Annotated in this window: 26 protein-coding genes and 1 pseudogene; 14 read left to right on the forward strand and 13 right to left on the reverse strand. The window is 67.1% G+C overall.

Features of this window, described 5'->3' with window-relative positions; all coding sequences use genetic code 11:
- Positions 1-59: 59 nt before the first annotated feature.
- From JOE46_RS01625 to JOE46_RS01635, 3 genes are all read left to right on the forward strand, one after another.
- Positions 60-1,793, forward strand: a complete 1,734-nt coding sequence (locus JOE46_RS01625; RefSeq protein WP_209926043.1) for an acyl-CoA dehydrogenase family protein — start codon at positions 60-62, stop codon at positions 1,791-1,793.
- A gap of 22 nt (positions 1,794-1,815) precedes the next feature.
- Positions 1,816-2,292: a hypothetical protein gene (locus tag JOE46_RS01630; RefSeq protein WP_143548487.1), complete on the forward strand. Its 477-nt coding sequence runs from the start codon at positions 1,816-1,818 to the stop codon at positions 2,290-2,292.
- 252 nt (positions 2,293-2,544) lie between these two features.
- The gene (locus tag JOE46_RS01635) at positions 2,545-3,405 is read left to right on the forward strand and encodes an LLM class F420-dependent oxidoreductase (RefSeq protein ID WP_209926045.1); all 861 of its coding nucleotides are present in this window, start codon (positions 2,545-2,547) and stop codon (positions 3,403-3,405) included.
- 22 nt (positions 3,406-3,427) lie between these two features.
- Here JOE46_RS01635 and JOE46_RS01640 read toward each other — a convergent pair whose 3' ends face one another.
- Positions 3,428-4,267 carry a LysR family transcriptional regulator gene (locus JOE46_RS01640; RefSeq protein WP_307861240.1) on the reverse strand — a complete coding sequence of 280 codons (840 nt, stop codon included), beginning with the start codon at positions 4,265-4,267 and terminating at the stop codon, positions 3,428-3,430.
- Between the two features lie 129 nt (positions 4,268-4,396).
- Between JOE46_RS01640 and JOE46_RS01645 the strand changes: the two genes are divergently transcribed.
- Positions 4,397-5,098, forward strand: coding sequence for an SDR family NAD(P)-dependent oxidoreductase (locus JOE46_RS01645; RefSeq protein ID WP_257017562.1), 702 nt, complete (start codon positions 4,397-4,399; stop codon positions 5,096-5,098).
- Positions 5,099-5,669: 571 nt separating this feature from the next.
- Here the strand turns inward: JOE46_RS01645 and JOE46_RS01650 are convergent.
- A pseudogene (locus JOE46_RS01650) lies at positions 5,670-5,993 on the reverse strand (SOS response-associated peptidase family protein); the annotation flags it as partial.
- Between the two features lie 116 nt (positions 5,994-6,109).
- On the opposite strand from JOE46_RS01650, the gene JOE46_RS01655 reads away from it, so the two are divergent.
- The gene (locus JOE46_RS01655) at positions 6,110-6,970 is read left to right on the forward strand and encodes a GNAT family N-acetyltransferase (RefSeq protein ID WP_097212757.1); all 861 of its coding nucleotides are present in this window, start codon (positions 6,110-6,112) and stop codon (positions 6,968-6,970) included.
- Here JOE46_RS01655 and JOE46_RS01660 read toward each other — a convergent pair.
- On the reverse strand, positions 6,967-7,128 hold the full coding sequence (locus JOE46_RS01660; RefSeq protein WP_209926048.1) for a hypothetical protein: 162 nt from the start codon (positions 7,126-7,128) through the stop codon (positions 6,967-6,969). The two genes, JOE46_RS01655 and JOE46_RS01660, sit on opposite strands and share 4 nt — an antisense overlap.
- Before the next feature lie 208 nt (positions 7,129-7,336).
- Between JOE46_RS01660 and JOE46_RS01665 the strand changes: the two genes are divergently transcribed.
- The gene (locus JOE46_RS01665) at positions 7,337-7,708 is read left to right on the forward strand and encodes a hypothetical protein (protein ID WP_179800617.1); all 372 of its coding nucleotides are present in this window, start codon (positions 7,337-7,339) and stop codon (positions 7,706-7,708) included.
- Positions 7,709-7,834: 126 nt separating this feature from the next.
- Here JOE46_RS01665 and JOE46_RS01670 read toward each other — a convergent pair whose 3' ends face one another.
- From JOE46_RS01670 to JOE46_RS01710, 10 genes are all read right to left on the reverse strand, one after another.
- Entirely contained in the window at positions 7,835-8,743 is a 909-nt protein-coding gene (locus JOE46_RS01670) for a hypothetical protein (protein ID WP_209926049.1), read from the reverse strand.
- A 179-nt stretch (positions 8,744-8,922) separates the two neighbouring features.
- On the reverse strand, positions 8,923-9,183 hold the full coding sequence (locus JOE46_RS01675; protein ID WP_209926050.1) for a hypothetical protein: 261 nt from the start codon (positions 9,181-9,183) through the stop codon (positions 8,923-8,925).
- Positions 9,184-9,196: 13 nt separating this feature from the next.
- A complete protein-coding gene (locus JOE46_RS01680) occupies positions 9,197-9,802 on the reverse strand; it encodes a hypothetical protein (protein ID WP_209926051.1) in 606 nt (201 codons plus the stop codon).
- 530 nt (positions 9,803-10,332) lie between these two features.
- On the reverse strand, positions 10,333-10,455 hold the full coding sequence (locus JOE46_RS26690) for a hypothetical protein (protein ID WP_269588176.1): 123 nt from the start codon (positions 10,453-10,455) through the stop codon (positions 10,333-10,335).
- A 197-nt stretch (positions 10,456-10,652) separates the two neighbouring features.
- The gene (locus tag JOE46_RS01685) at positions 10,653-11,777 is read right to left on the reverse strand and encodes a DDE-type integrase/transposase/recombinase (RefSeq protein ID WP_209926053.1); all 1,125 of its coding nucleotides are present in this window, start codon (positions 11,775-11,777) and stop codon (positions 10,653-10,655) included.
- 146 nt (positions 11,778-11,923) lie between these two features.
- Positions 11,924-13,393: an FAD-dependent oxidoreductase gene (locus JOE46_RS01690; protein WP_209926055.1), complete on the reverse strand. Its 1,470-nt coding sequence runs from the start codon at positions 13,391-13,393 to the stop codon at positions 11,924-11,926.
- Between the two features lie 57 nt (positions 13,394-13,450).
- A complete protein-coding gene (locus JOE46_RS01695; protein ID WP_209926062.1) occupies positions 13,451-13,867 on the reverse strand; it encodes a carboxymuconolactone decarboxylase family protein in 417 nt (138 codons plus the stop codon).
- Positions 13,864-14,712, reverse strand: coding sequence for an NAD(P)-dependent oxidoreductase (locus JOE46_RS01700; protein WP_209928910.1), 849 nt, complete (start codon positions 14,710-14,712; stop codon positions 13,864-13,866). The genes JOE46_RS01695 and JOE46_RS01700 overlap by 4 nt, the downstream gene beginning before the upstream one ends.
- Positions 14,713-14,759: 47 nt before the next feature.
- On the reverse strand, positions 14,760-15,509 hold the full coding sequence (locus tag JOE46_RS01705; protein WP_097212765.1) for an SDR family oxidoreductase: 750 nt from the start codon (positions 15,507-15,509) through the stop codon (positions 14,760-14,762).
- A gap of 35 nt (positions 15,510-15,544) precedes the next feature.
- The gene (locus JOE46_RS01710; RefSeq protein ID WP_209926063.1) at positions 15,545-17,017 is read right to left on the reverse strand and encodes an aldehyde dehydrogenase; all 1,473 of its coding nucleotides are present in this window, start codon (positions 17,015-17,017) and stop codon (positions 15,545-15,547) included.
- 115 nt (positions 17,018-17,132) lie between these two features.
- Here JOE46_RS01710 and JOE46_RS01715 point away from each other — a divergent pair, with 115 nt between their 5' ends.
- The 8 genes from JOE46_RS01715 to JOE46_RS01750 are packed head-to-tail and all read left to right on the forward strand — an operon-like array spanning position 17,133 to position 23,999.
- Positions 17,133-17,990 (forward strand): mycofactocin-coupled SDR family oxidoreductase, encoded by an 858-nt coding sequence (locus JOE46_RS01715; protein ID WP_209926064.1) that lies wholly within the window; start codon positions 17,133-17,135, stop codon positions 17,988-17,990.
- Between the two features lie 39 nt (positions 17,991-18,029).
- Positions 18,030-18,617 (forward strand): TetR/AcrR family transcriptional regulator, encoded by a 588-nt coding sequence (locus JOE46_RS01720; RefSeq protein ID WP_097212768.1) that lies wholly within the window; start codon positions 18,030-18,032, stop codon positions 18,615-18,617.
- Entirely contained in the window at positions 18,614-19,819 is a 1,206-nt protein-coding gene (locus JOE46_RS01725; protein WP_209926066.1) for a cytochrome P450, read from the forward strand. The genes JOE46_RS01720 and JOE46_RS01725 overlap by 4 nt, the downstream gene beginning before the upstream one ends.
- Positions 19,819-20,637 carry an SDR family oxidoreductase gene (locus JOE46_RS01730; RefSeq protein ID WP_209926067.1) on the forward strand — a complete coding sequence of 273 codons (819 nt, stop codon included), beginning with the start codon at positions 19,819-19,821 and terminating at the stop codon, positions 20,635-20,637. The genes JOE46_RS01725 and JOE46_RS01730 overlap by 1 nt, the downstream gene beginning before the upstream one ends.
- Positions 20,634-21,989 carry a cytochrome P450 gene (locus tag JOE46_RS01735; RefSeq protein ID WP_097212771.1) on the forward strand — a complete coding sequence of 452 codons (1,356 nt, stop codon included), beginning with the start codon at positions 20,634-20,636 and terminating at the stop codon, positions 21,987-21,989. Before JOE46_RS01730 ends, JOE46_RS01735 begins: the two co-directional genes overlap by 4 nt.
- Entirely contained in the window at positions 21,986-22,192 is a 207-nt protein-coding gene (locus JOE46_RS01740) for a ferredoxin (protein ID WP_097212772.1), read from the forward strand. The genes JOE46_RS01735 and JOE46_RS01740 overlap by 4 nt, the downstream gene beginning before the upstream one ends.
- Positions 22,192-22,743: a nuclear transport factor 2 family protein gene (locus JOE46_RS01745; RefSeq protein ID WP_097212773.1), complete on the forward strand. Its 552-nt coding sequence runs from the start codon at positions 22,192-22,194 to the stop codon at positions 22,741-22,743. Before JOE46_RS01740 ends, JOE46_RS01745 begins: the two co-directional genes overlap by 1 nt.
- Positions 22,740-23,999: a hypothetical protein gene (locus JOE46_RS01750; RefSeq protein ID WP_373560270.1), complete on the forward strand. Its 1,260-nt coding sequence runs from the start codon at positions 22,740-22,742 to the stop codon at positions 23,997-23,999. Before JOE46_RS01745 ends, JOE46_RS01750 begins: the two co-directional genes overlap by 4 nt.
- Positions 24,000-24,004 lie beyond the last annotated feature (5 nt).

Here is a 24,004-nt window from a genome sequence, read left to right on the forward strand (position 1 = left end):
AGCTACTCGCTGGTAGGTTCATCTCAGACGCGAGCTGATCTGCGAGAGAGGGGCAACCCATGTCCGCGAACGGACAACTGTTCAACCCGACCACCAGCGACTTCGCCGAGTTCGACGAGGAAACCCGGCGGCTGCTGCGTGCGACCGTCGAGTGGTTCGAGAACCGTGGCAAGAAGCAACTGCTCCAGGACGACCTGGACGCGACCTGGGTGTCGGACTTCCTGGAGTTCGTGAAGAGCGAGAAGCTCTTCGCCACCTTCCAGACCCCGGCGGAGTTCGGTGACGGCGACCCGAACCGTCGCTGGGACGCGGCCCGCAACGCCGCCCTCAGCGAGATCTTCGGGTTCTACGGCCTGGCCTACTGGTACGCCTGGCAGGTCACCATCCTCGGCCTCGGGCCGATCTGGATGAGCGACAACACCGCCGCGAAGCAGCGGGCCGCCCGCGAGCTGGCGGAGGGCGGCGTGATGGCGTTCGGTCTCTCGGAGCGCGAGCACGGCGCCGACGTGTACTCCACCGACATGCTGCTCGCCCCGCAATCGGACGACGGCGACGTCGCCTTCCGGGCGACGGGCGAGAAGTACTACATCGGCAACGGCAATGTCGCCGGCATGGTGTCGGTGTTCGGTCGCAGGACCGACGTCGAAGGGTCCGACGGGTACGTCTTCTTCGTCGCGGACAGCCAGCATCCGAACTACAAGCTCATCGACAACGTCATCCACGGCCAGATGTACGTGAGTACCTTCCGGCTCGAGGACTACCCGGTGCGGGAGGAGGACATCCTGCACACCGGTGTCCAGGCGTTCGAGGCGGCGCTCAACACCGTCAACGTCGGCAAGTTCAACCTGTGCACCGGCTCGATCGGCATCACCGAGCACGCCTTCTACGAGGCGATCACCCACGCGCAGAACCGGATCCTCTACGGCAACCCGGTCACCGACTTCACCCACGTGCGGGCGGCGTTCGTCGACGCCTACGCCCGGATGGTCGCGATGAAGCAGTTCAGCGCCAGGGCCGTCGACTACTTCCGCAGCGCGAGCCTCGAGGACCGTCGGTACCTGTTGTTCAACCCGATGACCAAGGCCAAGGTCACCTCCGAGGGCGAGCGCGTGATCGCGCTGCTGCACGACGTGGTCGCGGCCAAGGGGTACGAGAAGAACACCTACTTCCGTGAGGCCGTGGAGGTCATCGGCTGCCTGCCCAAGCTGGAGGGCACGGTTCACGTCAACGTCGGGCTGATCCTGAAGTTCATGCCGAACTACATGTTCAACCCGGCGAGCTTCCCCGAGATCTGCACCCGCACGGACGCGGCCGACGACGAGTTCTTCTGGAACCAGGGTCCCACCCGCGGCGCGGCCAAGGTGCAGTTCCACGACTGGACGAAGGTCTACGAGCGGTTCCAGGACATCCCGAACGTGGTGCGGTTCTACGAACAGGCGCTGGAGCTCAAGAAGCTGCTCACCACCGCGGCTCCCGATGCCGCGCAGCAGAAGGACCTGGACTTCCTGCTCAACGTCGGGCACCTGTTCTCGCTCGTCGTCTACGGGCAGCTGATCCTCGAGCAGGCCGAGATGACCGGGCTCGACCGGGACCTGGTCGACCAGATATTCGACTTCCAGGTCCGAGATTTCTCCGGGTATGCCGTTGCCCTGCACGGGAAGCCGTCGTCGACGCCTGCTCAGCAGGAGTGGGCGCTCGGTGCGATCCGCAAGCCGGTGGTGGACGAGGATCGGTTCGGTCGGGTGTGGGAGCAGGTGCGGGCCTACGATGGCGCCTACGAGATGACGCCGTAGCGTCGGCTGGGGGGTAGGGACGATGAGAACGATTCGGGCAGTTGTGGTGTCGGTCGCGGTGGCGGCGTCGCTGACGGGCGGCACCGCCACGGCGTCGACCGGGTCGTCGTCCGACCCGGTGGGGATCTCGCCGACGTACACGCTCGGCGGCGGGGCGATCGGGTGCGTCGGGACAGTGGACGCGCACTACGACCCGAACGCCCTCTTCTTCGGGCAGAACCCGACGATCTGGGTGCGACCGGAGTTCACCTTCGTTCCGGGCCTGTTCCAGGCCCCCTACTGCGGCGTCGAAGCCACCCTGCGCTGGAAGAACCTGGACACCGGCGCGAGCGGAGTTTTCCCGGGGCCACCGGTGCCGCTCGGCGACAACACGCCGCTCTCGCCGACGGACGGCCCGTGGGTGCCGATGACCGCGGACACCGGGGTCGGGCGGATCGAAGTCCAGATCGACACGAACTTCCCGCATGTCCAGGGGCGCGGCACGATCGTCGTCCCCTAGGCGCTGACTCCGAGGTCGAGGGCGTGACGCCCAGTGGTGATACCGCCGGTCGTCACGCCCTTTGCTATACGAACCTGTGTCATGAAGCCGACCGATGGCGGGCAATAATAGCTGGTACCACCCCTGGTTGAGCATGTGAACGAGTTCTAGATTCGCATGGAGACCGATCGGTCTGGACACCTTGCCAAACAGCTGTCCAGCTAATAGTCTCGGTCGTGATTCGAGGCTCGCAGACGGCGCAAGGAGACCCTGGTGAAATTTGGAATCACGCTGTTCACGAGTGATCGCGGGATCACGCCCGCGGCCGCTGCCGTCGCCGCGGAGGGGGCCGGGTTCGATTCCTTCTACGTCCCCGAGCACACCCACATCCCGGCCCGGCGGGACGCCGCGCACCCACAGACCGGTGACGAGACGCTGCCCGATGACCGCTACATGCGCACCCTCGACCCCTGGGTGGCGTTGGCGACCGCGGCCTCGGTGACCGAACGCATCGCACTCGGTACCGCAGTTGCGCTCCCGGTCGAGCACGATCCCATCACCCTGGCGAAGACCATCGCGTCGCTCGACCATCTCTCCGGCGGCCGGGTGGTGCTCGGCGTCGGGTACGGCTGGAACCTCGACGAGCTGACCGACCACGGTGTGCCGCCGGGGCGGCGCCGGACCATGCTGCGCGAGTACCTCGAGGCCATGCAGGCGCTGTGGTCGCAGCAGGAGGCAGAGTACGACGGCGAGTTCGTCACGTTCGGACCGAGCTGGGCGTGGCCGAAAACCATTCAGCAGCCTCGTGTTCCGGTGATCGTGGGCGCGGCGGGCAACGAGAAGAACTTCAAGTGGATCGCCCGGTCCGCCGACGGCTGGATGACCACCCCGATCGAGCAGGACATCGACGACAATGTGCTGTTGCTGCGCGGCATCTGGCAGGAGGCAGGCCGCGAGGGTGCGCCCCGGGTCGTGGTGCTGGCAGGCAAGCCCGACCCCGACAAGCTCGCCCGCTGGGAGGACCTCGGCGTGACCGAGGTCGTGTTCGGGGTGCCCGACAAGTCCGAGGCCGAGGTGGTGGCCTACCTGGGGCGGCTCGCGGGCAAGCTGAACCGGGAGCCGGTCTCGAACTAGGGCCTGTTGCTGATGTTATCGGCTAGAGGTGTACCGCCGTACGGACAAGGTCGGCGACGGCTTGGGATCTGCTGTGTGGTGGCCAGGCGATGACGGTCGTGACGGCCGGTGCGTCCGGCACAGGCACGATGGCGTGCTCGCCGCGTAGCTGTGCTCGGAGCGATTCGGGCATGAGCGCGCAGGCCCGGCCGAGCGTGATCAGCTGGGTCAATTGGGTATGGTCGCGAACCTTCGGGCCGGGGCCCTCGGGATAACTCCCATCCCGTCGAGGCCAGCGTGGCAGGGGCAGGTCCGTCAGGGCGTTGACCTCGGCCATCGACATGTGGGGTCGGATGGCGAGGGGGTGCCCCGCGGGTAGGACCACGACCTGGTGTTCGGTGTGCAGGTCCTCGGTGTCGAATCCGGCCGTCGTGTCGTAGGGCGGCTGGAGCAGAGCAACGTCGGCACGCCCGTTGCGTAGCAGGCCTTCAGGTTCGCCGGGCCCGCAGAGCATCACCTCGACTGCGACAGCGGAGGGGTCGGCGGCGTAGGCGTCCAACAGCTTCGACAACAGTTCTCTGGACGCTCCTGCCTTGGCGGCCAGCACCACGCCGGCCCGGTCGGTGGCGGCGCGGCGGGTGCGGCGCTCGGCGGCTTCGACCGCTTCGAGGGCCGGCCGGGCCTCCTGCAGAAGCACCGACCCGGCCTTGGTCAAAGTGATTGCGCGAGCGGTGCGGTGCAGCAGGACGACTCCGAGCCGCCGTTCGAGCTGCTGGATGGCTCGCGATAGTGGTGGTTGCGCGATCGAGAGCCGCTGTGCCGCCCGTCCGAAGTGCAACTCCTCGGCGACGGCGACGAAGTATCGCATCTCCCGCGTCTCCACCAGGCCATGGTATCCGGCGATGACCACGACCAATACCCGTGCGGTATCGCCGCCCACCCGATCGGTCTTGGACGCTGCCCCCGGAATCGCGGCAGGATCGGCGGTGTGAGTGAACAGACGATTGCGCTGGTGACCGGCGCGAACAAGGGAATCGGATACGAGATCGCCGCTGGCCTGGGCGCGCTCGGCTGGCGAATCGGTGTTGGCGCGCGTGATCGGCAACGCCGCGACACCGCGGTGGAGAAGCTGCGCGCGGCTGGGACCGATGCGTTCGGTGTGCCGCTCGACGTGACCGACGACGCAAGTGTGGCCGCGGCGGCCGAATTGATCGCCGACCATGCCGGAGGGCTCGATGTTCTGGTCAACAATGCCGCGATCACCGGCGGTGTGCCGCAGACACCGACCACGGTCGATCCCACGACCGTGCGAATCGTCGTGGAAACCAACGTGATCGGGGTAATCCGGGTGACCAACGCGATGCTACCGATGCTGTGCGCCTCGGCGTCACCGCGAATCGTCAACATGTCCAGCAGCGTCGGCTCGCTCGCCCTGCAAACCACACCTGGCATCGACATGGGCCCGGTTCCCGCCGCCTACTTGGCCTCGAAGACCTTCCTCAATGCCCTCACCATCCAGTACGTCAAGGAACTGGGTGACACCAACATTTTGATCAACTCCGGCTGTCCGGGTTTCACTGCCACCGACCTCAATGGTTTTCGCGGCGTCCGTACACCGCAACAGGGTGCGGCCGTCGCGATTCGCCTCGCGACCCTGCCCGACGACGGCCCGACCGGCGGATTCTTCGACGACGCGGGAACGGTGCCGTGGTGACGGGCGCACCGGTGGTTGCCACCGTTCCCGTTCTCGAAGTCAGCCCCGCGTCGCGCGTTACACGGCGCCGGCGGGAACCCCCGACCGCGGACGCGCTGTAACTGCTCGCCAGTTGGGCGGCAACTCAGGGACCAGTCCGACCACACCGACGAGTCCTCGGCGTAATTCCCGTAGCGCGGGTGGATCAGCCCAGCGCCTGGACCCGCCCCTGCTTACGGGCCTTCGCCAGGCCGCGCCGGGCCAGGAAACCGTTGGCCAGCAACACGATCGTCTTGTTCGCGGGTGCGCGGAACCCGAAGTCGGTGTGCGGCGCGTAGCGCGCCTCGGCACCGGTGACCTCGAGCCAGCCCGTGTTCTGGCGGGCCTCGAGGCCGACGAGCTGGGCTCGATAGGAATGCGCGAGCAGACTGGCACTGCGGCCGCCTGGCGGAACCCAGGTGGGCACGCGCAGCCGGACGCCATCGGCGTCGCCCCGGCCACCCCGACCGGCGCGATCACCGGATATCGGTCCGCGTCGCGGTAGGTGAGCAACAGGTGCGGCAGCCTCGCGGCCCGCTCGCCGGTTCGCGCGGATCTGGCCGGCGGCGTCGGTGGCCGGCCGCGTCAGGACGGTGCAGGTCCACAGCCAGCGGCCGGGATCGTCCTCAGGGAGTTCGGGGTTCGGCCACAGCTCGTAGAGGCCGGCCATCGCGATCGGGCCGTCGCCGTTCAGGAAGTACGGGATCTTCTTCCCGTCCTCGCCCTTGAGCCACTCTAAGTAGCCCTCGGCAGGCGGGACACAGCGTCGGCGGGCTGCGGCGGCCTTGAACGCCGGCTTCGCCGTGATTGTCTCGGAGCGGGCGTTGATCATCCGCGAGCCGATCTTCGGATCCTTCGCCCATGACGGCACCAGGCCCTTTTCCGGACTAACGAAACGCGCCCCTGCCAGGTCAATGAGGAACGCCGAATGAGCGCCGGATGAGGATCCCCCATTGGGACACCCGTCGGCAGCGCAAGCGCGACAATAGGTGAATGACCGAGCTGCAGATTCGCGAGGCGACGTCGGACGATGCCCAGGTGTGTGGGCGCCTCATGTTCGACGCCTTCGAGGCGCTCGCCACGCGCCATAACTTCCCGATCGAAGCGGGCACGCCCGAATTCGCCGACTTCCAGATCAAGGCGATGCTGGACACCGACGGCATCTACAGTCTGGTTGCCGAGCGCGACGGTCACATCGTCGGCAGCGCCTTACAGGACGAGCGCGGCAAGATCGTCGGCATAGGACCCGTCTGCGTCGACCCGGCGGCGTCGGACGCGGGGGCGGGGCGTGCGTTGATGAATGCGTTGCTTCAGCGATCGCGCGAGCGCGACGTCGCAGGCGTGCGGCTGGTACAGACGGCGTACAACTACCGGTCCTTCTCCCTGTACGCCAAGCTCGGCTTCGCCGTGCGTGAGCTGTTGTCCGTCTTCCAGGGAACGCCACGCGGGTCCGCGATTCCCGGCGCAGTCGTGCGTCCGGCGACACCGGACGACATCGCCGCCTGCGACGAGATCTGCCGGCAGGTGCACGGCCACGACCGCCACGACGAGCTGCAACATTGGGTAAATGTCGGCACCGCCCGCGTGGTCGAGCGTGGCGGCCAGATCACCGGCTATGCGACGGGCATCGGCTACACCTGGCATGCGGTCGGCAAGGCCGACGACGACGTCATCGCGCTGCTCGCCAGCGCCGACGAGTTCACCGGCCTCGGGTTCCTCGTGCCGTCACGCAACACCCGCCTCATGGCCTGGTGCTTCGATGCTGGTCTGAAGATCGTCCAGCAGTCGACGCTGATGACGATCGGGCTCTACAACGAGCCGAAGGGCGCGTGGCTGCCGTCGATCGGCTACTAGGCGTCCTGGCGCAACAATGCACCGCGCCCGCGCCGACTCAGTTCCATTTGGGCATCGCTGACTTCGGCCAGCACCGACAGCCCTTCCATCGTCTGGCCGGTTACCTTCCCAGCCGCCGTGGCCGCCGCATCATCAGCCGCATCGGCGTGGGAACGCACCGCTTAGGCGATCCCTCCAGGAGCCAACAGTCGGCACCGTCCCTCACAGAAAATGCCCACGGCGTGCACGACGGGCGCAGATGGCCAGGACCGGACGGACCCGGAGCCAATGAATGAACGGTCCCGTCGTCTCGCAGGTCACCACACGGGGCGGGGTTCAGCAATCACCCACAGCCCGGCTCCGCCGCACTACCGATACGATCGAACCGTGCTCGGCCTCCCGATGGCGATGGCCCGATTCAACTACCGGCTCGCACGCCTACCGCTCCAGCTGATCGAGGACGTCGCCGTCGTGCGGCTCCCCGAAGAGTCGGCGCTGCGCCTGGGATACGAGAAGGCCCTCATCGACTGCGATCGCGCGGCCGCCGACCTGCTAAATGACGAGTCAGCCGCGACTCGCGCCTGCCGACTACACGAGCAGACCGCCCCGGCGCGCGTGACCCGCGCACTCGAACTGCGCAGGGTCGAGCAGCATGAAGAGGCCGTGTATGCCGCCGAGGCGGAACTTCTGCACGGGCATCGCGAGAGATTTCTACGCCGCCTGCGCGAACACATCTCACAGAGCCCCGCCGGGCGATAGAAGAAGGCAGCGCGGGGCCGATGCCCTCGACCGTGCCCCTCGCTCCCGAGGTGGGTGGCACCCGGGCTGCCAGCTGATGAAGAAGGCCCGCCGCCCCGGCTAGGGCCATTGCCGGCTCCGATCATGTCAGTGGTGTCGCATGGAGTCTCGGATGCGATCGACCTCGTCCTGCTCGAGAGGGGTCCGGGTGTAGAGGCGCCAGTGCCAGGTGGCGTCGGACCATCCGACATGATGCCGGTGACCGGCCACGAGCAGCTGATCGAGCAATGTCAGATGGGTGTTCAGGGGCCACCGCGCCAGGATGGGTGCGCCGTCGACCTCGAGGCTGAGAATGAGTTCTCCGGTGTCGGGGTCACCAGCCTGCGGCATGTGTCCGATTCCGGTGGGCCAGTATCTCGGCACGGCGACCGGAATCTCTCGGAGCTGTTGGATCTCCGTCGCTGATCTGCGCTCGATCAGCGGTGAGGGCGCCGTGGGTAGCCCCCAGGTGAACGCGTCGTCGAGGATCTGCTCACCGACTCGCAGGTCCTTCATGGTCGCGGCGAGTTTGCCGCCGAGCCCTCTCAGACCGAGCAGCATCCCGGTCTCCTGGTCGAAGTCGAGCTCTGTGGGGTCTGCGCCGGCCCCCGCCGTCAGGCGAACTTGCCACGCCCGCCGTCCAGCGATGGTGGTAGTGCCGAGGATGGTCGGTTCGGCATCGGTATTGAGGTCGAACAGGATCGACGTGGGGCCGCCGAGGAACCGGAGGGGGCTGATCGGCAGCAGCGCGACCAGGCGTGTCTGCTCGGGCGCTACCGAGCGCATCCCATCATCGAACCGCGCGAGTGCAGCGGCGCCGTGCCGGAGGTACTGCACCAGGCCGGACCGTTCGATCCGCCATCGGCTGTCGGGGCCGTGCTGGAACGTCCACGTGCCCTCGTCCAGGGACCGGTCATGGCGGATGTACTGATGATCCATGACACCGGAAACGTACAGCTCACTGCTCGCACCGTGGAGGTCTTGCAGTTCCTGCCAGATCGGCTCGTGCGGGGCCATGATGGTGTCCTTCGGCGTTGACGAATAGGTGGGCACCCGCCGCCATCATCCCGCAGAACACCGCGGGCGAGCACAAATCAGCTCGGGAGGGCGGCTCAGCGTTCGCCCCGCCAGTAGGGAAAACGGAGGGGGTCGGTCACGATGATCGTGACCGACCCCCTCCGACGGGACACTTTCACTCAGTCCTGGCCCATCGACTTTCTGACTTCACGCAGTTCGGCAGCCAACTGCTCGCGATTCTTACGCATGAGCCGCCGAAATGGCATCGACAGACAGAACTCGGACTGCCACTCCGTCAGCCCAGACTGTCGCATAATCGCCGAGACCGCATCCGATTCTGTATCGGAATCGGTGGCGATGCGGACGAGGTCGAGTGGGTGATCAACTGCCCACTGCACGGCCTCGAGTATCGCCAGCCGTTGTTCCTGGTCGGAGGTCATTTGAGCCCCCTATCTAGTAGTTGAACGTCTGGGCTCCAGAACTTTCCTTCTTGAAGTTCGGACTCTTGTACTCCACTGTGCCGAAGGAGATTCCATATGTGGTGTCATACGATTCGAACTTGATGTTCATCCAGTTCAATTCGTTTGTGTAGGTATGCGACCTCGTCTGGTCGTAGATCAAGAGACTCTTTGTCTTTGGCGCCCCGACACAGTTGGTGAACGTCGCGCGAACGGGATCAATCGCGAGGTTCTTGTCGGCCTTCAACTGGCAAGTGAAGTTCTTCACCCCAAAGGTTCCGATCGAATCTCGCGCTTGCATGGTTCCGGAGAGGGTGACTTCGCTGTTGAAGAAGATGTTGTACTCGAAATGGATGTCGGTCCAGTCGATCTGTACGCACTCCCCACCGTCGCCCGGGCAGTTGACGATAGGCCGATGGTCGTCGCTCGACCACTCCCAAGCACTGTCGACGGTGCCACTGTTGCCACCAAACGGAACGATCGTCCCTCCACTTCGATCATCGGATGAGGGCGGTGCCGCCGCGCGTGTCTGTGCGGATGCGCGCGCGGCCGTGATCTCGTTCCGCTTCGACTCCGGGGTGTTCGCCGGAAGCCGAGCCACGTACTTCTCGCCCCCTCTAGTTCAGTCCGAAGGCCCCGATGACCGTCCGGCCGTCGCGGTCGTAAAGGGGGGATGCTGCCGCTGTTGTTCTTGACTTCGTTCAGGTCGGTTGCCTTGACATATCCGAAGGTTCCGTCCGATCCGTAGCTCGCGACAAGATCAGGAATGTCCGTCGCTTCCTTGACGCCGGCGGCGGTTCCGTAGGTGGACCCGTCCGCGTTGGTTCCAGCAGACAGATCGGCAGGAGCTGTAGTCGGAGCGGTCGCCCTCGCCAGTGGTGCCGGCGCCACATAGTCGAGTGGATTGGTCGGGAACGTCACGTAGGTCGACCAGTTCACGCCATCTCCTGCCTGCACGAATCCGTGGCTGTTGTATGAACCCGAACCGCAGTCACCGCTCGTTCGGTTCTCGAGCCGCGAGGTGGAGATCGGGTTGTACTGCAAGGGAGTGATTTTGCAGAGCACACCGCTCTTGAACAGGCGTGATTGGACTCCCATCCTGAAGTCGGGAACCATCTGCCCGAAACTCGGTTAGATGGCTGTCGATGCCGAGAGGGTTGGCGCGTTGCTGATGGTCGATGCATGCAGGTAGATGACCCCGCCGACGGGAGGCGTCCCTCCGACCCAGCCGGTCTCGGTCTGCGCCGAACTCACGCCTGCACCTGTGACCGCCAGTGTCGCCGCGGCCAGTCCAACGAATGTGGCTCGCGCAGCAGACTTCCCGGACAACATTCGAATAGCCATATTGTGTCCTCCCCTTGACCAAGATGGAATCTCCACCCCTAGAAGGGACCGTAATGAAACACGCACGCGAACTTCATGAAAGACAAAGGTCACAAATCAGGCACGGTTTACGGCCGCGTCAAGGGGGGGATCCCGCGGAAACACACACCAGACTGGTGATCCCGGATCGCCCCATCCAGAGCGAACAGGCCGTTCGAGTGGGGACTAGTTGTCCGGTCTCCCCAGGCTCTGCCCAGGGAGATCGAATGTCCGTCGAACTGGACGATGCCGGTGTGTGAGATCGATCGAGCGATCTCGCCGTGCCTGATCTTCGGCTCCGGAGTAGCTGCGACAGTGGGTTTCTCGTCGTATCGCTGCTGCGGCGTCTTCCCCGCCAGGCTCTGATGGCGCCGGTTGTTGTAGACCACCCGGTACTGCTCGAGGAGGCTCTGCAATTCCTCGAGGGTGTCGGGTGCCGGCTGCTTGCGTAACCACTTCTGCAAGGTCTGGTGCACGCGTTCGTTCTTCCCGCAGGTCTGCGGGTTGTAGACGGACGAGGTGATGGTCTGCACCCCGAGCGCGGCGAGGGTGCGCTCGAGGGCGGACGTTCCTCCACGGTGCTTGGCCGAGAACGCGCGACCGTTGTCGAAGAGCACCCGAACCGGCAGGCCGTAGCCGGCGAAGGCCTGCTCGAGCGCCCGCCAGGCTTCAGCGCCGTTCTCGCTGACCGCGGCGCACGAGCCGACGTCCAACCGGGAATGGTCGTCGAGTATCTGCAGGACGCAGACTTTCTCACCGGTGGACAGGTAGTGCTCCATGCCGTCGATCTGCCACAACCCGCCGGGATCGGAGTATTCGAACCGCCGCCTCGTCCTGGGTCGTTTACGGGGCTGGGCGACGATCTGGCCGTGGTCGAGCAGGATCCGGTACACCGTCGCCCGCGATGGAAACGGATCGAACCCGAGGGACTCGAGCCGCCAGGCAATGCTCTGCGGTCCGTTGTCGAGTCCTGCGTCGTCGAGTTCCTTACGGGCACGCACCACCGCCTCGCACAGCACCGCCGACGTTCGGGTCGGTGATGTGTGCGGGGCGGTGGAGCGTCTGGTGAACCCGCCGGTTCCCTCGGCCTTGAACCGTGCGAAGTACTTGTGGAACGTCGTGCGTGAGATCGAGTGGGATCTGCAGAAGTCGGCGATGTTGACGTTCTCGCCGCCTGCTGCGCGGACGATCGCGGACACGAACTCTGGATCCATCGAAAACCCTGTTCTGCCCATCCCCGATTGTCACGGGGTGGGCCGTTCAGTGTTCACGATGTCCTGAGACATCAACTGTTCGCGATGTCCTGAACACAGACACGAGTGTGGGGACTCGTCAACCACGCACAGGCGGCCCAGCCGCCTCAGCCCTTCGCGGCGGCGACTCCGGCGCGGCGACCGTAGAAGCTGCCGTCGCCGAGCGAGGTTCCGCTCGCGTAGCCACCCGCGCAGACGCCGGAGGTGCAGCGGCCGGCCGCGAACAGGCCGGGGATCGGCTCGCCGCTCACATGCAGCACCTCCGAGTTGAGCGTGGTGCGCAGTCCGCCGAGGGTGAACCCGGCGGTGAAGTTGCGCAGGTCGAGCGCTGCGATGGGGGAGCCGATCGGCTTGCACCATTCGGACTTCTTGCCCAGCACCGGGTCCTCGCCGTTCTCGGCGTGCCGGTTGTACACCTCGACGGTCGAGACCAGCGTGCCGGCAGGTAGGCCCATCTCCGACTCGAGCTCCTCGACCGTCTCCGCCACCCACTTCGGCTGGAACCGGAAGAACGGCGTCGAGCTGTCGCCTGCGCAGCCCTCCTCGTAGGCGTCCTCGTCGATGATCAGGTAGGCCTGGTTCTCGTTGCGCAGCAACGTCTCCTGGCCGATCCGGCCCGGGTACGTGTCCTCGTTGACGTACCGCTGGCCGCGGCCGTTGACGAGGATGCCCCTGACCATCAGCTGCGGGTCGCCGAAGAACGCGACCTCGGTGGCATCCATGTGCGCCAGGTCCGCCCCGAGGGCCTGTGCCATCCGGATCGCCCTGCCGTCGTGCTCCTCGATCGAGGCGCCCGGCTTGCCGATCAGGCGCGGCGCGTAGTTCTGCACCATCTCCTTGTTGTAGGCGAAGCTGCCGGTGGCAAGCACCACGCCGGTGCGGGCGCGGACCGCGATCTCCTTGCCGTACTGCTTGGCGATGATCCCGACGACCCGACCGTCCCCGTCGACGATCAGGCGCTGCACCCGCATGTCGTATTCGGCACGGACGCCGAGCTCCTCGGCTGTCTCCACCAGCGGCTTCATCAGCATGTAGCCGCCGCCCTTCTCACCGGTACGCTTGTCCGCCATCTGCGGGACGTGCCCGCGCGGCGCCGGGGTGGCGATGGTGTTGAACGGCGCCGCATTCTCGCCGCCGGAGTACATCAGCCCGTCGTCGAACGGGGTCTCCCAGCCAGGCTGGCCGTAGAAGGACTCCTTGAACGGAACCCCGTTGTCCACCAGCCAGTTGTAGTGCTCGACGCTGCCTTCGCAGTAGTCGGTGACCTTCTCCTCGTCGGCGCCGGGGCCGAGGGCCGCCATCATGAAGGCCTTCATGTTGGCAGGCGAGTCCTCGAAGCCGAGCGCCTGCTGGAGCGGGGTGCCGCCGCCGAGGTAGATGAATCCGCCGGCGAGCGCCGCCGCGCCGCCCCAGCCGCTGGTCCGCTCGAGCACCAGGACATCCGCGCCCGCTCGAGCGGCCTCGATCGCGGCGCTGACCCCGGCGATCCCGTAGCCGGCGACGACCACGTCGGCTTCGTAGTGCCAGGTTTCGATGGTGTCAGCGGGCTGCGGGCGGATGGGAGTGGCCTCGGCCATGAATGTGATCCTTGTCTCGAGAGTTGTTGCCTAGAGTGCAGTATTTCCGGCCGAGCCTCAACCGGTGGTGGTTTCCGCGGCCTTCTCCGCGGCGCGGGCGGCCTTGCGGCGGTCCGCATTGACGGCGATCATGGCGTTGTTGAGTCCGGTACCCAGCGGCCAGCCGACATAGTGGCAGAGGAAGATCGCCGCCTCCTCGACCTGTTCCTCGGTCAGTTCCTCGTTGTGCAGCGCCGCGTTGATCTGGATCTTCGCGACGTCGCTCTGACCCTGCGCGGTGATGGCGCCGAGCAGCAACAGTCGACGGTCGCGCAGGCTCAGCCCGGGCCGGGTCCAGATGTCGGCGAACAGATGGTCGGCGGTGACCGCGAAGAAGTCGCCGGGGATGTCGGCCGGCATCTCCCAGCCGTAGACCTGATTCATCATCGCCACCCCCCGCGCGCGGGCTTCGGTGACACCATTTCCGTCGGTCATGCGTGCTCCTTCGTTGCAGCGTCGGATTGTGTGCCGGTCCCGACCCCGAGTCCGGGGCCGAGATCGGAGAGTGCTCGCCGCGCGAGCGGCAGGTCGACGTCGAGCCGCTCGCCGAGGTCGAGCGCCAGGGACAGGTCCTTCTCGCCGAGGTTGCGGACGTGCGAGAGGATCGGGTGCCAGAAGTCGTCCTCGGCGACCGGGGCGGTGGTCTCGCGCAACATGATCGCGCCGGCGCCCCCGGTGATGGCGTCGGTGTGCCGGACGACCTTGCCGAGCTCGCGGATGTCCAGGCCCGCGGCCTCGGCGAGGCGCTGTGCCTCGCTGGCCGCGGTGAACGAGACGAAGTGGAGCAGGTTGCGCGCCAGCTTCATCCGGGTGCCCGCGCCGACCGGCCCGGCGTGGACCACCAGGTCGGCCCAGTGTGCGAACGGCCCGCTGACCGCGGCGAAGGCCTCCTCGGATCCACCGACCATGACCGCCAGCCGACCCTGCTTGGCCCCGGGGGCGCCGCCGCTGACGGGCGCATCGACCAGGTCGACCCCCCGTTCCCGGCAACGCTGCGCGAGGTCGGTGGCGGTCCGGTCGCTGATCGTCGAGTGCACCGCGATCACCGTGCCGGGCGCGGCGGCGGCGAGGATCCCATCGGGCCCGTCGACCACCTCCCGCACCTGCGCGTCGTCGAGGACGGTCACCGAGATCACCTGGGCCTGTGCGGCGACCGCGGCGGGCGTGTCCGCGGCGGTGGCTCCTGCATCGGTGAACGGGGTCAGCGCCTCGGGTCGCGCGTCGCACACGACCAGGCCGCCGGGCCAGTCGAGCAGCCGGGTGGCCATCGGCGCGCCCATGTTGCCGAGGCCGATGTAGCCGACCGTGATGTCGGTGTCGCCGCCCGTCACGACCGGAACACCTGTCCGCCGTCGACGTTGAAGATCTGCCCGGTCACCCAGCCCGCCTCGTCGGAGAGCAGGAACAGGCACATACCGACCAGGTCCTCGGTGGTTCCCATGCGCTGCAGGGGAATTCGCCGGACGATGTCCTTGACGATGTTGCCGGGGGTGACGGTGCGGGTGGCCTCGGTGTCGATCGGGCCGGGCGCGATCGCGTTGATGCGGATGTTCGACCAGCCGAGTTCGGTGGCGAGCTGCTGGGTGAGGCTGTTGACACCCGCCTTCGCCAGTCCGTAGTAGTTCGAGTACAACCAGGCCGCGGTGGAGGACTGGTTGACGATCGAGCCGCCGTTGGCCCGCATGTGCGGGACGACGGCCCTGCAGACCTGCAGCGCGCCGTCCATGTTCACGCTCATGAACCGCCGGTAGTAGTCCCAGTCGACCGTGAGCAGCGAGTCGATCTTCATCTCGCCGTAGATCGCGGCGTTGTTGACCAGGTGCTCGATGCTGCCGTATCTCTCGATCGTGAAGTCCGCGAGCGCCTTCGTCGATGCCCCGTCCGCCACATCGACTTCCTTGAAGGCGGCGGAGCCCCCGTCTGCGGTGATCTGCTTGGCCACGGTCTCGCCCAGCTCACGGTTGAGGTCGGCGACCACAACGTTGGCGCCCTCCGCCGCGAGTGCCCGTGCGTAGCTCTCGCCGATGCCCTGCGCCGCGCCGGTGACGATGGCGGTGCGTCCGTCGAAACGTCCCATGTGTTGTCTCCTCGGTAGGTGTAGCGGGCTGCGGATCAGGCTGTCGCGGGGGAGGCGACGAGTTTGGTCTCCAGGTACTCCTCGAAGCCGGCCACGCCCATCTCGCGGCCGATCCCGGACTGCTTGTAGCCGCCGAACGGGGCGTCCGCGGAGTACCAGACCCCGCCGTTGACGCTGAGCGTTCCGGTACGCACGCCCGCGACCACACGGTTCAGCCGCTCCGGGTCGGTGCCCCACACCGAGCCGGACAGCCCGTACGGCGAGTCGTTGGCGATCCGGACGGCGTCCTCGTCGCCGTCGTGCGGGAGGATCACCAGGACCGGGCCGAAGATCTCCTCCTGGGCGACCCGCGCGGAGTTGTCCACCCCGGCGATCAGGGTCGGCTCGACGAAAAACCCGCGGTCCCGGTCGGCGGGTCGGCCACCGCCGGTGACGATGGTGCCGCCCTCCGCCACCGCGAGCTTCAGGTAGCCCTCCACCCGCTCGCGTTGGCGCGCGGAGATCAGTGGCCCGCAGACGGTTCCGGTCTTGCTGGGGTCGCCTGCGCGGATGCCGGACATGGTCGCGGCGGTCGCTGCGACCGCCTCGTCGTAGCGGGCGCGCGGGACCAGCAGCCGGGTCGTCAGCGCGCAGCCCTGTCCGGCGTGCACGCAGACCGAGAATGCCGCGACCGAACAGGCGCTCGCCAGGTCGGCGTCGTCGAGAACGATGAACGCGGACTTGCCGCCGAGCTCGAGGAAGACCTTCTTGAGGCTGTCGGCTGCCGAGGCCATCACCGTGCGGCCGGTCGCGGTGGACCCGGTGAACGAGACCAGGTCGACGCGCGGGTCGGTGCACAGCTGCGCGCCGAGCGCGTGATCGGTGGAGGTCACGATGTTGACCACGCCCGCCGGGATCTCGGTCTCCTCGGCGATCACCCTGCCGACCAGCGCCGCACACCACGGGGTGTCGGGTGCGGGCTTGAGCACCACGGTGTTGCCCGCGGCCAGGGCGGGCCCGAGCTTGGCGAAGTTGATCTGGTGCGGGAAGTTCCACGGGGTGATCGCGCCGACGACCCCGACGGCTTCCTTCAGCACCCGGCGAGCGGTGGGGATCCCCATCGGCGTCGCGGACCCGAGATCCTGTTCCCACGAATAGTTTTCGGCCAGGTCGGCCCAGTAGCGCAGGTCTTCGACGGGCCCCTCGAGCTGTGGCCCGCTGGTCAGCATCGCGGGCGCACCGACCTCGGCGATGGTCACCTCGCGCAACTCCTCGATGTGCGACTGCAAGGCGTCGCACAGTTGGCGCAGACACCGGGCGCGGAACGCATGATCGCGGGACCAGGTGCCCTGATCGAACGCGCGGCGGGCGGCCGCGATCGCGGCGTCCATGTCGGCGGCGGTGGCCTCGGCCGCCGATCCGAGCACCTCCTCGGTCGCGGGGTTGAGCACCTCGAAGGTGCCGCCGGAGCCGGCGACGAGCTTTCCGTCGATCAGTAGGGCCGAGCTGTCGGTCGGGCGAAGCGTCATGCTCAATTCCTCCACATCTGGACAGGTGTCTGGACTATAGTTCGCACAGAGGTGCCTCGCAATGCTTTCAGGCAGAAGAACGTCGAACGTTCCATTGATTGCAGGGAGTGATCCGATGAATCGAGTCGCAGGCAAGGTCGTGTTCGTGACCGGCGCAGCGCGGGGGCAGGGCCGCAGTCACGCGGTCCATCTCGCCGAAGAGGGCGCGGACATCATCGCGTTCGACCTCTGTGCGGACATCGCAAGCAACGAATACCCGCTCGCCACCGAGGCCGACCTGGAGGAGACGGCGCGGTTGGTCGAGAAGACCGGCCGCAGGGCCGTCACGGCCCGCGTCGACGTCCGCGACCGGGCGGCCGTCGAGGCGGCACTGGCCGAGGCGGTCGCCGAGTTGGGAGGCCTCGACGTCGTGGTGGCCAACGCGGGAATCTGTCCGCTGGGCAAGCACGTTCCCAACGCGGGATTCGTGGACGCCTTCGACGTGAATTTCATCGGGGTGGTGAACACCGTGCACGCGGCGATGGAGTATCTGGGCGAGGGCGGCTCGGTCATCGCGATCGGTTCGGTTGCCGGCCTGGTGCCGCAGACCGGGTTCAACGGCCAGCAGGCGCTGCAGGGTCCGGGGGGTGACGGGTACGGGCTGGCCAAGAAGCTGATCCAGGCCTACACGAACTCGCTGGCGCTGACGTTGGGGCCGAGTTCGATCAGGGTCAACGCGATCCATCCGACGAACGTGAACACCGACATGTTGCAGAGTCCGCCGATGTACAAGACGTTCCGGCCCGACCTCGAGAACCCGACCGCAGAGGATGCGGCGCTGACCTTCCCGTTCATGCAGGCCATGCCGATTCCGTGGGTCGAGCCGGCGGACATCTCGCACGCGGTGGTGTATCTGGCCTCGGACGAATCGCGGTACGTGACCGGTCAGCAACTGCGAGTCGACGGCGGGGCCGGGATGAAGATCGGGCTCTAGAGCGCGATAAAGGGTACCGCCGGACGGGAGACCGTAGTAATGTCCAGACACGTGTCCAGTCGTAGTTTCGAGTCGACCCGAAGGCGGTTGACCGAGAAGCAGGCCGACACCGTCGAGCGACTGACCGGTGCCGCCGTCGAGGTGCTGCGCGAGCAGGAGTTCGGTGGGCTGACCGTGCGTGCGGTGGCCGCGCGGGCGGGCGTCGGCCCGGCGACCGCGTACACCTACTTTTCATCGAAGGAACATCTCGTCGCCGAGGTCTTCTGGCGACGGCTCGAGGCCTCCGAGGTTCCGGACGGCACCGGCCTGGACCGCACGGAACGGGTGCTGTCGGTGCTGCGTGGGATTGCACTGCTCCTTGCCGACGAGCCGGAGGTGTCCGACGCGGTGACCGGCGCGCTGCTCGGCGCCGATCCGGACGTCGAGCACCTGCGCAGCCGGATCGGATTCGAGATCCACAACCGGCTCGGTCAGGCCCTCGGCCCGGGATACGACCCAGAACTGCTCGAAACCCTCGAACTTCTCTACGCGGGAGCTCTCCTGCGCGCCGGGATGGGATACGGGTCCTACCCGCAACTCGCGCAGCGACTAGAGGCCTCCGCCAGACTGATCCTGGAGCCACGATGACCGAAGCCCTGATCACCCCGGTGGTCTTCAATCCGTACGACTACGACTTCCACGACGATCCGTACCCCACGTACAAGCGACTGCGTGAGGAGTCGCCGATCTATCACAATCCGGACATCGGGTTCTGGGCGCTCTCGCGGCACGGCGACGTCGCCGACGCCTTCAAGGACAATCGTCGGCTCTCGAGTGCCAACGGCGTCTCGCTCGATCCGGCCGCGTACGGACCGCACGCGCACCTGGTGATGTCGTTCCTCGCGATGGACGACCCGAGGCATATGCGGTTGCGGCAGTTGGTCTCTCGCGGGTTCACGCCTCGCCGGGTCGCCGAGCTCGAGGGGCGCATCCTGGAACTGACCGATCAGTACCTGGAGCCGTCGCTGGCGGCGGGCGAGTTCGACTGGATCGCCGAGGTGGCAGGCAGGCTGCCGATGGATGTGATCTCCGAGCTGATGGGGGTGCCGGAGCCGGATCGCGCGGAGCTGCGACGGATGGCGGACCTGGTGGTGCACCGGGAGGACGGGGTCCAGGACGTCCCGCAGGCCGCGGTGGAGTCCTCGATCAGTCTGATGGGTTATTACCGGGACATGATCGCCGAGCGCAGGCGGTCGGCGACCGAGGACCTGACCTCCGCGCTCCTCGAGGCCGAGATCGACGGGGACCGGCTCAGCGACGAGGAGATCCTCGGGTTCATGTTCCTGATGGTGGTGGCGGGCAACGAGACCACCACCAAGCTGCTGGGGAACGCGCTGTACTGGGGTTCACGCCATCCCGGCCAGGTCGCGCCGGTGCTCGCCGACCCGGACCGGGCACCGGACTGGGTGGAGGAGACGCTGCGCTACGACACCTCGAGCCAGATCGTCGCCCGCACCACCGCGATTGATCTCGAGTACTACGGCCAGACCGTGCCCGCCGGGGAGAAGATGCTGCTCCTGATCGGATCCGCGAACCGGGACTCCGACGTGTTCGAGGAGGCCGACGAGTTCCAGATCGGACGGAGCTCGACCAACAAGCTGGCGAGTTTCGGTGGCGGCGTTCACTTCTGCCTCGGCGCCCACCTGGCCAGGCTCGAGGCCAACATCGCGCTCGCCGAGTTCGCCAGGAAGGTCTCCGACTTCGAGGTCGACGAGTCCGGGATCGAGCGCGTCCATTCGACGAACGTCAGAGGCTTCGCGGCCCTGCCGGTGAAGGTGCAGGTGCGCTGATGCCACGATTCGAACCGAACCCGGAGCGCAGGCCCGCGGTCATCTCCGGCGCCTCCTCCGGGATCGGCACCGCCACCGCCTATGCGCTCGCCGAGCTCGGCCACCCGGTGGCGCTGGGCGCCAGGCGGGTCGCGGAGTGCGAGGCGATCGCGGAGAAGATCCGGCAGGGCGGGGGCGACGCGTTCGCGCACTTCCTCGACGTCACCGACGCCGCCTCGGTCGACGAGTTCGTCACGGCCGCCGAGGATGCATTGGGGCCGACGGAGATCGTGCTCTCCAGCGCGGGCGACCTCGAGTTCGGTGCGGCCGACCAGATGGAGCCGGAGCGATTCCTCAAGCAGGTCGAGGTGCACCTGGTCGGTGCGCAAAGGCTGGCGCACCGGATCCTGCCCGGCATGCGCGAGCGGCGCCGCGGCGACTTCGTGCTGATCGGATCCGACTGCGCGGACCGTCCGCGGCCGCTGATGGGCGCCTACGACGCGGCCAAGGCTGGACTTGAGGCGATGGGTCGGCAGATGCGAATGGAGCTCGAGGGCACCGGAATCCGCGCCTCCATCGTCAGGCCGGGGCCGACGCTCACCGGGATGGGGATGGATTCCACCCCGGAGGTCATCGGCCCGCTCGCTGAATCCTGGAAGACCTGGGGCTTCGCCAGGCACGGTTACTTCCTGCGCGCCTCCGACATCGCGAACGCCGTTGTCGCGGTGGTGTCGGCGCCGCGCGGCGCGCACCTGGTGCTGGTCGAGGTCCAGCCGGAGGCGCCGCTGAGTGCCCCCGCCACCGAGAACCACCCCGACCCGAAGGAGGCGAAGAGATGAGTCTGCAAGACCCCCAACGCGTGTCCGGCGGTGAGCACGAGCACGGCCATCTCGAGGAACTGCGCACCGATCCGATCGCGTTGATGCGTCGCGTGCGGGAGGAGTGCGGCGACGTCGGGACCTTCCGGCTCGCCGACCGCGAGGTGGTGCTGCTCTCCGGGGCCGAGGCCAACGAGTTCTTCTTCCGCTCGTCGGACGAGGACCTCGACCAACAGGCCGCGTACCCGTTCATGAAGCCGATCTTCGGGGCGGGTGTGGTGTTCGACGCCAGCCCCGAGCGGCGCAAGGAGATGCTGCACAACCAGGCACTGCGCGGTGAGCAGATGAAGGGCCACGCCGCGACGATCGGTGCCGAGGTGGAGGCGATGGTCGCGGGCTGGGGCGACGAGGGGGAGATCGACCTGCTCGACTTCTTCGCGGAGCTGACCATCTACACCTCCTCGGCCTGCCTGATCGGCAAGAAGTTCCGCGACCAGCTCGACGATCGGTTCGCCAAGCTGTACCACGAGCTCGAACAGGGCACGGACGCACTCGCATTCGTCGATCCGTACGCGCCGATCGAGAGCTTCCGGCGCCGCGACGAGGCGCGGCTGGCGTTGGTGGCGCTGGTGCAGGAGATCATGACCGGACGGATCGCGAACCCACCGCGGGGCAAGGACGACCGGGACATGCTCGACGTGCTGGTTTCGATCAAGGACGAGACCGGTGCGGAGCGTTTCAGCGCCGACGAGATCACCGGGATCTTCATCTCGATGATGTTCGCGGGCCACCACACCACCTCCGGCACTGCGGCCTGGAGCCTGATCGAGCTACTCCGGCACCCGGACGCCATGAAACAGGTGGTCGGCGAGCTCGACGAGCTGTACGCGGACGGCGCGGACATCAGCTTTCATGCACTGCGGCAGATCCCGGTGCTGGAGGCGGTGGTCAAGGAGACCCTGCGACTGCACCCGCCGCTGATCATCCTGCTGCGGCTGGCGCGTGATGACTTCGAGGTCGGTGGTTTCCGGATCGAGAAGGGCAACCTGGTCGCGGCGACCCCGGCGATCTCCAACCGGATCCCCGAGGACTTCCCGCGCCCGAACGATTTCGACCCGGGTCGCTACATCGATCCGAACCAGGAGGACATCGTCAACCGGTGGACCTGGATCCCGTTCGGGGCGGGCAGGCACCGCTGCGTCGGGGCCGCCTTCGCGCAGATGCAGCTCAAGGCGATCTTCTCGATCCTTTTGCGGGACTTCGAGTTCGAGATGGCGCAGCCGTCGGACTCGTACCGGAACGACCACAGCAAGATGGTGGTCCAACTCGAGCAACCGTGCCGGGTCCGATATCGCAGGCGGGGAATCCGATGAGGATCGAGGTCGACGCGGACCTGTGCCAGGGGCATGCCGCCTGCGAGATGGAGGCGCCCGAGGTCTTCTCGGTGCCCAAGCATGGGACCGTGCAGATCCTCGACCCCAACCCTCCCGAGTCCCTGCGCGCGAGTGTGGAGAACGCGGTGAAGTTCTGTCCGACCCGCGCGCTGAGAATGACCGAATCCGAAGGAGACCAGTGATGTCCCAGTTCGATCGTGCGGAACTCGACGAGATGGTGGAGCGCTGGATCGAGGCGAACAAGAAGGCCGAGGCAGTGCGGGACTGGACGCCGTTGGCCGAGTTCTACACCGAGGACGCCACCTACGGCTGGAACATCGGCCCGAAGCAGGACATCATGACGGTCGGCCGCGAGGAGATCCGCGACATCGCACTCGGCCTCGAGATGAAAGGGCTCGAGGGGTGGACCTACCCGTACCAGGAGATCGTCGTCGACGAACGCAGCGGTAACGTGATCGGCCTGTGGAAGCAGGTCGCCGATGCGAAGCGGGCCGACGGCAGCAACTACGAGGTCTACGGCATGGGCGGCAGCTGGTTCCGCTACGCCGGCGACTTCCAGTGGTCCTGGCAGCGCGACTTCTTCGACTTCGGCCACGTCTCCGCGCTGTTCATGGAGATGATCAAGGACAACGCGCTGTCGACGGGCATGCAGTCCCGCATCCAGCGGTCCGTCTCCGGTGAGAAGCTCCCCGGCTGGTACCCGATCGGCCAGACTCCGGTCCCGCTGTGGTGAGGACCGAGGCCCAGTCGAGGCGGTCGTTCGACGCGCTCTCCCGGGCGGATCTCGCGACCCTGGTGCCCGAGCTGCTGCTGTGCGGGCAGCTGATCGATCGCTCGGGAATGGCACACCTGATCGTGGAGTTCGGGCGCGAGGGCATGGCGGCCGTCGCGATCGAGGAGTGGCAGGCGTCGAGCCCCTGGTACACGCGCCGGATGCAGAGGGCGCTCGGGTACGAGGGCGACGACGTGGTCACGATCTTCAAGGGACTGCAGCTCGATATCGGGGCACCACCCCAGTTCATGGACTTTCGGTACCGGGTCGACGATCCAGCACACGGCGAGTTCTGGCTCGATCACTGCGGTGCCCTGATGGACGTCGAGCCGCTCGGCGACGAGTACGTAAAGACCATGTGCCACGACATCGAGGACCCGACCTTCGATGCGACCGCGCTGGCCACCAACCCGCACGCACAGGTGCGGCCCATCCACCGCCCGCCGCGCCGACCGGTGGACCGGAAGCCGCACTGCGCGTGGACGGTGGTCATCGATCCGTCGCACGCGCCGCCCCAGATGACTACGCACACCGAGCAGATCGGCCGCACCGCGGCCAACACGGTGGAGCTGAGCCCCATCGACCGCACGGGGGAGGGCGCGCACGACTACTCGGGTCCGTTGCTCTCCGACGTCCGGTTCGCGGACTTCTCGCACTCGGCCCTGGTGCGGATCGCGGAGGAGGTCTGCCTGCAGCACCACCTGCTCGCCCTCGGGTTCCTGCTCGCGGTCCGCAAGCGGGCGGAGGAGGACAAGGCGCTCGAGATCACTCGCAAGCAACTCACCGGGATCGCGGGGGTAGCCGCGCAGCGGATCCGCGATGCGCTCGGGCTGCCGCGTGACCTGGCAGGCCTTGCCGAGGTGCTGTCGGTGCATCCGCTGCTGAGCCCGAAGCAGTACGTGGACAGCGACATTCGGCTCGGGGGCGGGCGGCTGGAGCTGCTGCTCGGTCGCGGTGGCGCGGCGGACGCCGACGGAGGCTGGCCCGCCCTGATCGACGGCGACCACCTCGAGCCGCTGCAGGCGCTGGTGCGTGGGGTCGATCCCCGCTTCACCGTCCGGGTGCTCTCGGAGGACGTCGACGCGCTCCTCGTCGAGGTGGTGACCGAGGACGAACCCGCGCCCGAGTGTGTGGAGGTCGCCATCACCCGGGTCAGTACCGGAGCCGGGTTCGTGTTCGCAGATCGTGGAATCCCCTTGCCGCTCACGGTGATCTGAGCGTC

This window comes from Rhodococcus sp. PvR099 (assembly GCF_017833315.1).
Lineage (GTDB): Bacteria > Actinomycetota > Actinomycetes > Mycobacteriales > Mycobacteriaceae > Rhodococcus_G > Rhodococcus_G oryzae.